The sequence below is a fragment of the uncultured Porphyromonas sp. genome, from assembly GCF_902489635.1.
Classification (GTDB): Bacteria; Bacteroidota; Bacteroidia; order Bacteroidales; family Porphyromonadaceae; genus Porphyromonas.
This window is the reverse complement of record NZ_CABUAN010000026.1, coordinates 24,140-31,243: the sequence shown is the minus strand read 5'-3', so window position 1 is coordinate 31,243 and position 7,104 is coordinate 24,140. Positions and strand designations below refer to the sequence as shown.

General features: G+C 50.6%; 4 protein-coding genes. All 4 read right to left on the bottom strand.

Going from position 1 to position 7,104, the window contains the following annotated elements; translation table 11 throughout:
- Positions 1-405: 405 nt before the first annotated feature.
- Positions 406-1,665 carry an ATP-binding protein gene (locus RDM37_RS06180; RefSeq protein ID WP_308555930.1) on the bottom strand — a complete coding sequence of 420 codons (1,260 nt, stop codon included), beginning with the start codon at positions 1,663-1,665 and terminating at the stop codon, positions 406-408.
- Between the two features lie 442 nt (positions 1,666-2,107).
- Complete coding sequence (locus RDM37_RS06175; protein ID WP_308555928.1) at positions 2,108-3,715, bottom strand: Ig-like domain-containing protein; 1,608 nt, start codon at positions 3,713-3,715, stop codon at positions 2,108-2,110.
- A 511-nt stretch (positions 3,716-4,226) separates the two neighbouring features.
- Positions 4,227-6,320: an ATP-dependent DNA helicase RecG gene (recG, locus tag RDM37_RS06170; RefSeq protein WP_308555926.1), complete on the bottom strand. Its 2,094-nt coding sequence runs from the start codon at positions 6,318-6,320 to the stop codon at positions 4,227-4,229.
- A 28-nt stretch (positions 6,321-6,348) separates the two neighbouring features.
- Entirely contained in the window at positions 6,349-7,098 is a 750-nt protein-coding gene (locus RDM37_RS06165; protein WP_308555924.1) for a 2-C-methyl-D-erythritol 4-phosphate cytidylyltransferase, read from the bottom strand.
- Positions 7,099-7,104: the final 6 nt, after the last annotated feature.

Sequence of the window (7,104 nt, the reverse complement as noted above, 5' to 3'; positions counted from 1 at the left end):
TAAAAAATATCCACGTGGAGATTTGAGATTTTCCACGTGGATATTCGAGAAAGTAGGGTATCGGACGAATTTCCCCGTAAAGATATGTAAATAGAGATTAGAGGCTAGAGATTAGAGAGCAGGGCGGACACATTATTATAATGTGTTCATCCACCTCTCTATGGAGGGAAATCGAAAATTCCCTGCTAGAGATCTCTGATTATCCAGTGAGGCGCAGGAAAATTCTTCGGACTTATGATTTCATTCTTCCGAAGTTTCATTTCATTCTTCCGAAGTTTTATTTCTCGCCTACGTGAAGACTTTTTGTTTCCCACGTAGCTATTGGGGATTCCCTCGGGAGAGATCCGAATCCTCGCAAATTTTGGAAGTACTCAGTCTGGCGGTAATTAGGCTGGGCTTGGTAGGTTACAGAATTGTGTCAAGTTCCCACGCCGAGACATGGTCAATCCCTTCATTTGTTGGAAGCTTGAAATCATCCAAACTAACCACATACTTCTTGAAGTTGTCTTCTATCGACAGAAGAGAGCGGTACTCTCGCTCTATTGTCTCTTGCTCCGTTAGTTGTAGCGAGACTTGGAAATATAACCTCTTGCTACCTTTGATAGCGACAAAGTCTACCTCAGCCTCTTTATTTGTGCCTACATAGATTTGATATCCAGCTCGTCTAAGGCTTAAATAGACAGCATTCTCCAATAAGTACCCCATTCCATAGCCAAATCCAGAATAGAGGTAATTGTGGTAGCACAAATCATTTAAATAGTACTTGTTATTGGCCGAAATAGTCTCCTTGCCCTTGATATTATATCTCTCTACCTTATGCACGAGGAAAGTACTCTCGAGATGGGAGATATAGTTGGAGAGCGTCTCGTAGTTGGTTTTCCTATTTCGAGACTTAAAGAAGTTGACGATGTTGGCGATGGAGATAATGTTGGAGGCGTTATTGACTAGATACACAAAGAGGTCGTCTAGGAGCTTGACATCCTTTACCTTATACCTAGCGACAATGTCATGAAGCATGACAGTGTCCTTGATTGAAGAGACGTAGTTTTGCTTCATCTCATCATTGGGGAGGTTGAAAAGCTCTGGCAGGGCTCCAGTTTGAAGGAAGTCTATGTAGCTCTCTCTAGTAGGCTCTTTCTGAGTGATGCCACAGAACTCTGAAAAACTAAAGGGGAGTATCTCAAACGCTACATACCTTCCCGATAGTAGCGTCGCCAGTTCACCAGATAGCAGACTAGAGTTGGAGCCACTGATAAATACCGCACAGGACTCGGCATAGTCTTGAGCATGTGAGTTGACAAATCGTTCCCACCCTTCAATGCCCTGTATCTCATCGATGAAAAGGAATACTTTGCCCTGCGGATTGAGTTCCTTCTTATACTGCTGAAAGAGCTCCTCAAGGTCTTGATAGTTATGTATATCTGAAAATTCAAGGTACTCCTTATTGATATAAAGGATATTGTGGGGAGGGGTGCCACTAGAGATGAGTTGTGAGGCTATTTGCCTTAGGATATAGCTTTTTCCCGCACGTCGCTGACCTACCAATACTTTGATTAGTTGGTTGTCAATGTATTGCCCTATCTTATCTGTGTAGAATGTGCGTGGATACCCTAAGTCTATAGGGTTCTCATCCCAAAAGTTGTATTTCCTTATTGGCGCAAGCATGTCAGGTGTACTTGAAATTCTTCTGCAAATGTAGGTATTTTCAAGTACACTTGAAAATACCGTTAGTTTGAAGACGCTTCAAGCATACTGGCTAGGTACTACTTTGAGGTGCTGGGAGAGAGCTGGCTGCAGCGTCTAGGGTATAGCGGCCTTGAGACTGTTGCATAAAGGCGAATCGCTGTGTTGCTTTCGGGATTCGGCTTCGGTCACATACGGATGTATGCTCCCTTCAGACCTCACCCTCAGCGCCTTGCGCTTCATCCTTTCTGCAAAGTCTGGACAATCTTGCAGGCAAGATTGTGAGACTGTTGGCTTTTGCAACAGTCTCCATACAGACCAAAGAGAGGAGCACCATACAGTCTAGATGCTGTATGGTGCTCCTCGTGTGTAGCTTGCGCTAGCTAGTGACTACATCGCTACTGAGCGATGGTCTCTTATCAGCTTAGCGACGACGCAACTGCTGTAGCTTGCGATGCTTAGTCTTAGTGAGGAACTTCATCCTATTGTACTGCTTCATACCTAGACTACGCATCTGAGCAGCTGATTGTGCCTCCGTGTCCTCAAAGATCTGGAGCATAGCTGCGGTACCCTTATCGTTGATGAAGACCTGAGCTAGAATCTTGCCTGTAGCATCGTAGCCTACTGCATAGCCACCAGCAGCACTAGCCTCAAAGTTCTTGCCATAGCCATTGGCAGTGAACCACTCCTTGAGCTTAGGATCTTCGAAGTCATTGGCATTCTTGATGCAGTTGACAACACTATTGATGAATGGAGTACCTTCACTAGGTGTGCAAATGTAGTATACCAGTGAAAAGTTGGTCGATGCTAAGGAAGCTTCCTTAGTCAAGAATATCAAGTTGGTTTTGTCCTCTTTGCTATTCTCAGCACTGTAATCGCGGAGGCCAAGAGTTGTTTCAAACGCCTTGATCTTAGCCATATCCTTTGTCATGAGTGCAGCATAGTCTGGGAAGTCCTTAGCACCAGGCAGGATAGCATGTGCTATCTCAATATCCTGCTTAGGCATAGGCTTCGTGAATAGAAGCGTCAGTGTAGAGCCGAGCTCGGCGTTAGGATCGTCAGAGAGGGTTACAGTGATCGTAGGATCGTTGTCGCATACACTTTTCTTGAAAGGTGTATTGTCAGTGTATTTACCCTCCTCAAACGTTGTAAATCCATACTCCTTAAGCATAGCCATCGTCTTAGGACAGTCTGCGAACGTCTCCTTACTAAAGGCGGGGATCACGTATTGCTTAGTGCTTGGGAAATTAAGTCCGTACATAGCACCCACGATCGTTAGATCCTTATTGACAAAACCGCCGGGGAACGGGCCTTGATCCCAAATCTTGAAGGGCTGTGCCGTACGACCAACCTTGGCCTCGTGATCGAGAACCGCTTGAGTTACGACACCATTGTCGTCCGTCTCGGCTTCAAACATGAGCAGCGGTAGCTCATTACCCTCAGTTACAGCACCACCACCATTATCTGTTACGGTGACTGCAACCTGAGCCTCCTGACCAGCAGCAGCAACTGTGATCGTTGCGCTACCAGCAGCAACGGCTGTGACGACTCCCTGAGCATCGACGGTAGCGATGTCGGTCTTATCACTTGTGAAGGTGACGGGCGTATCAGCAGGTGTGACGGTGTAGTCAATCTGAGCTGTCTTGCCCTTCTCAATCGTTAGCGTAGGTGTCTTAACCGTTAGCGTCACATCGGGTGCTGAGTTAGATACCGTGACGACGCTCTTCGCTGTAAGGTTGCCCACGCTAGCGGTGATATTGGCAGTACCCTCGGCGACAGCTGTGACGAGTCCCTTGTCATTGACCGTCGCAACCTTCTCATTGTCGCTAGTGAAAGTGACAGTGTAGGTCTGATCTGTAGGCTCTACAGTGGCTGTGAGCTGCTGTGTAGCACCCACCTTGAGGGCAACCGTTGAGGGGTTCAGGGTCAGAGCCGTAGGTTCAGGCAGAACGTTACTGCACTCTCTCTCGCAAGATCCTAGTCCTACGACCAGGAGCGCTGCAAATAGGATAGCTGAAAGAAGTTTTTTCATAGTCTATTATTGATTAGTTAGTATGTGATCACGTGGTGAGATTGTCGTCTCATCGAGGGCCCCTCCGAACGAGTACTCCCGCCTTGAAGAATCCCTTCGCCAGCTAAGGTAAGAAAAAAATAACACAAATGCAATAACTATCGAATCTAGAAGATTAAAAGAATTCGAGGTTAGAGATCGGAGACGATCAGGGACGAGTAGCCCGCCTGTGAAAACTGAAGCCCTCTCGCTAGATACTGGCCGTACTTCCATACAAGTCGATATTCGTTGTGATGCAGGCTATATCTGTTCGACACTCCTATATTATATATAGGCACATCATTGTCAGATACCTTTTGCAGTTCAGCAACTCGAGACTTATTAAAAAGCCAGGGCAGAGCAATTGCAACCCATCCCGCTCTGTAGTCTGCTGTGTTGCCTTTGCAAAGGCTCATTGACTAGGGGCTGGGAGCCAACGGTTGGCATCCCAAGGACTTTGGAAGGGGAGTGAGAAAGGGAGTGAGAAGGGGGATTAGCTGATTTGTCCCCAGTGGTGGGCGTTGGGGTGGATGCGCTCGAGGTTGATGCGGTAGAGCTCTGTGTCGGGCTTGTCGAGGAGCGGACTGTAGTCGAGGAGGTAGTTGACGTCTACTCGTGTGAGGGCGAGGAGGTTGTAGTCGGCCACGGGGTCGGCTATTCTGATGCCCGCTAGAGTACCGCTCTGTCGTGTCCCCTCCATCTGTCCGAAGCCGCGTAGGCGCATATCCTCTTCCGCTATCTTGAATCCGTCTTGCGTGGCAACCATCGTGTCGATACGTTGCTTGGCATCGCCCTGCAGGTCGTCGGGCGTGACGAGGATGCAGTAGCTCTTGTCGCCACCACGCCCTACACGTCCCCGCAGCTGATGTAGCTGTGCCAGTCCGAAGCGCTGCGCATCGTTGATCACCATGACCGTAGCGTTTGGCACGTTGACCCCCACCTCGATGACCGTCGTGGCAAGGAGTATCGGCACCTCTCCCGAGGCAAAACGCTCCATCTGCTCCGCCTTGTCCTCGGCGCTGAGTCGTCCGTGAACGTAGACGACTCGCTCTTCGCCAAAGTGCTCTACGTACTCCTTGTAGCCTACCTCTAGATTGGCAAAGTCAGACTCCTCCGTTCCTTCGATCATAGGAAAGACAACGTAGATCTGCTGTCCACGATTGATTGTTTCGTTGATGAGGTTGTAGAGTGTTTCTTTCTTCTTTTCTGCTATCTGGACGGTCGTGATCGGTTTGCGCCCAGGGGGCATCTCGTCTATGACCGAGACATCGAGGTCACCATACATAGTCATGGCTAGGGTGCGGGGTATCGGGGTGGCACTCATGACGAGGATGTGGGGAAGGGTCAGCACGTTCTTTCCCCAGAGCTTGGAGCGCTGGGCTACGCCAAAGCGGTGCTGCTCATCGATGACGGCCATGCCGAGCTTGCGAAAGGCGACTCGCTCTTCTAATATAGCGTGCGTGCCGATCAAGATGGAAAGGCTACCATCGGCTAGGGCGGACAGGGTCTCACGTCGCTCTCGCGTCTTGCTGCTCCCTGTGAGGAGTGCTATGGAGACATCGAGCCCCTCGACGAACTCGGAGATGGTCTCGTAGTGCTGCTGCGCTAGGATCTCCGTGGGGGCGAGCATGCAGGCTTGGTAGCCATTGTCTACGGCTAGGAGCATAGCAAAGAGTGCGACGAGGGTCTTGCCACTGCCCACGTCTCCCTGTATGAGACGATTCATCTGTGCGCCTGAGTTGGTGTCCCGACGTATCTCACGGAGGACTCGCTTTTGCGCTCCTGTGAGGTCGTAGGGGAGTGCGTAGTATAGGCCGTTGAAGAGCTTGCCCACCTGATCTAAGCGGTAGCCCTCGTAGCGCATGCGCTGCATGACGGCTAGGCGACGCAGGTAGAGGTTGAGGTAAAAGAGTTCGTCGTACTTCAGTCTGAACTTAGCCACCTGCGCCTGCTCGACACTCTGCGGGTGATGGATCCACCTGATAGCCGTCTGGAGAGGTGCTAGATGACGGTGCGCTATGAGAGGCTCAGAGAGCGTCTCGGGGATGGAGAAGTAAGGGCTCTGGAGGAGCTGGTCTATGTAGCGCCCTAAGAAAGCGGAGTCGATGCGGGCACGCTTGAGTCGCTCGGTGGTTCGGTAGATCGGTTGGTACCCGCCGACGGATGGACTTGGCTTGTCTGCAGGTTTGATCTCTGGATGTGTGATCTGCAGCTGATTGTTGAAGAGCTGTAGCTTGCCGTAGACGATATATTTGCAGCCCGGGGTGAGCGCACGCTGTATGTAGTTGTGCCCTTTGAACCAAACCAATAGTAACTCGCCCGTGTCGTCCATAAGGCGTGCCGAGAGGTTGCTCTTGCGTCCCAGCGAGGGTGCGCTAAAGGGCTGTAAGATCCCCTCGACCTGTATCTCCGACATAGAGGGTGTGAGTGCCCCTATGGGATAGATGACCCGACGGTCAGCATAGCGGTAAGGGATGTAGTAGAGCAGATCCCGATAGGTGTGTAGATCCAGCTCTTCGGCTATTAGCTGCGCCCGCTTGGGACCCAGTCCAGGGAGATCTGCTAGGGGTGTGGTCAGGAAGCTCATAGCAGTGTGGACAGAGAGAGGAAACGGCCTATCTACTCGAGAGAAGTCTCTCGGTGAGGCGTAGACGCTCTTGGCGAGAAGTGGTCAGGATATGCTCGCCCCAGTAAAGCTGGTCGGGTGTGGTGATCTTGATATTCTCCGTAGTGTCAGGCACTAAGGCGAGGTCGCTGTAGAGCTGATCATAGACGGAGCAGTCGTCGGTAAAGCTCTCCTGAAAGGGCTGCTGGTAAGCCTCCTTGATGCGCTCGGACCAGAAGACCTGTGGCGTACGCACTAAGCGGTAGACGCTGCGATCTACAGCTTGCGAAGGTTGCTGCTCGCCCTCATCGGGTAAATAGCGTAAGCTCTCTGTGAGCTCTAGGACAGGTACAGCAGCTCCCACTCGCTGCGCCTCCTCGTAGCATTTGTCCACCACCTTGCTAGAGACAAAGGGTCGTACCGCATCATGTATACCGACGAGTGCTCCGTCGGGTACGACACGCAGAGCTCTCTGGACAGTGTCAAAGCGTCTCTTCCCAGCGACAGTTAGATAGACACGATCGGCAAGCCCCATCGTCTGGAGCATATCCTCGACGATGATACGGTAGTCGTACGATATGCCGAGGACGATGTAGTCCACATGCTTAGCCAGAGCCTCTATGGTGTGCTGGAGGATTGTTTTGCCTCCCAGCTTGATGTATTGCTTGGGCAGGTCAGCTCCCATACGAACGCCCGACCCTCCGGAGGGAATGATGAGATATCTTTTAATATGATCTGACGCAGTTATTGCTTGCTCCATGTTTAT

Bases quoted from the DNA above. Each gene is read 5' to 3' on its own strand.
- RDM37_RS06180 (WP_308555930.1), bottom strand. From the start codon at position 1,665: ATGCTTGCGCCAATAAGGAAATACAACTTTTGGGATGAGAACCCTATA.
- RDM37_RS06175 (WP_308555928.1), bottom strand. From the start codon at position 3,715: ATGAAAAAACTTCTTTCAGCTATCCTATTTGCAGCGCTCCTGGTCGTA.
- recG (WP_308555926.1), bottom strand. From the start codon at position 6,320: ATGAGCTTCCTGACCACACCCCTAGCAGATCTCCCTGGACTGGGTCCC.
- RDM37_RS06165 (WP_308555924.1), bottom strand. From the start codon at position 7,098: ATGGAGCAAGCAATAACTGCGTCAGATCATATTAAAAGATATCTCATC.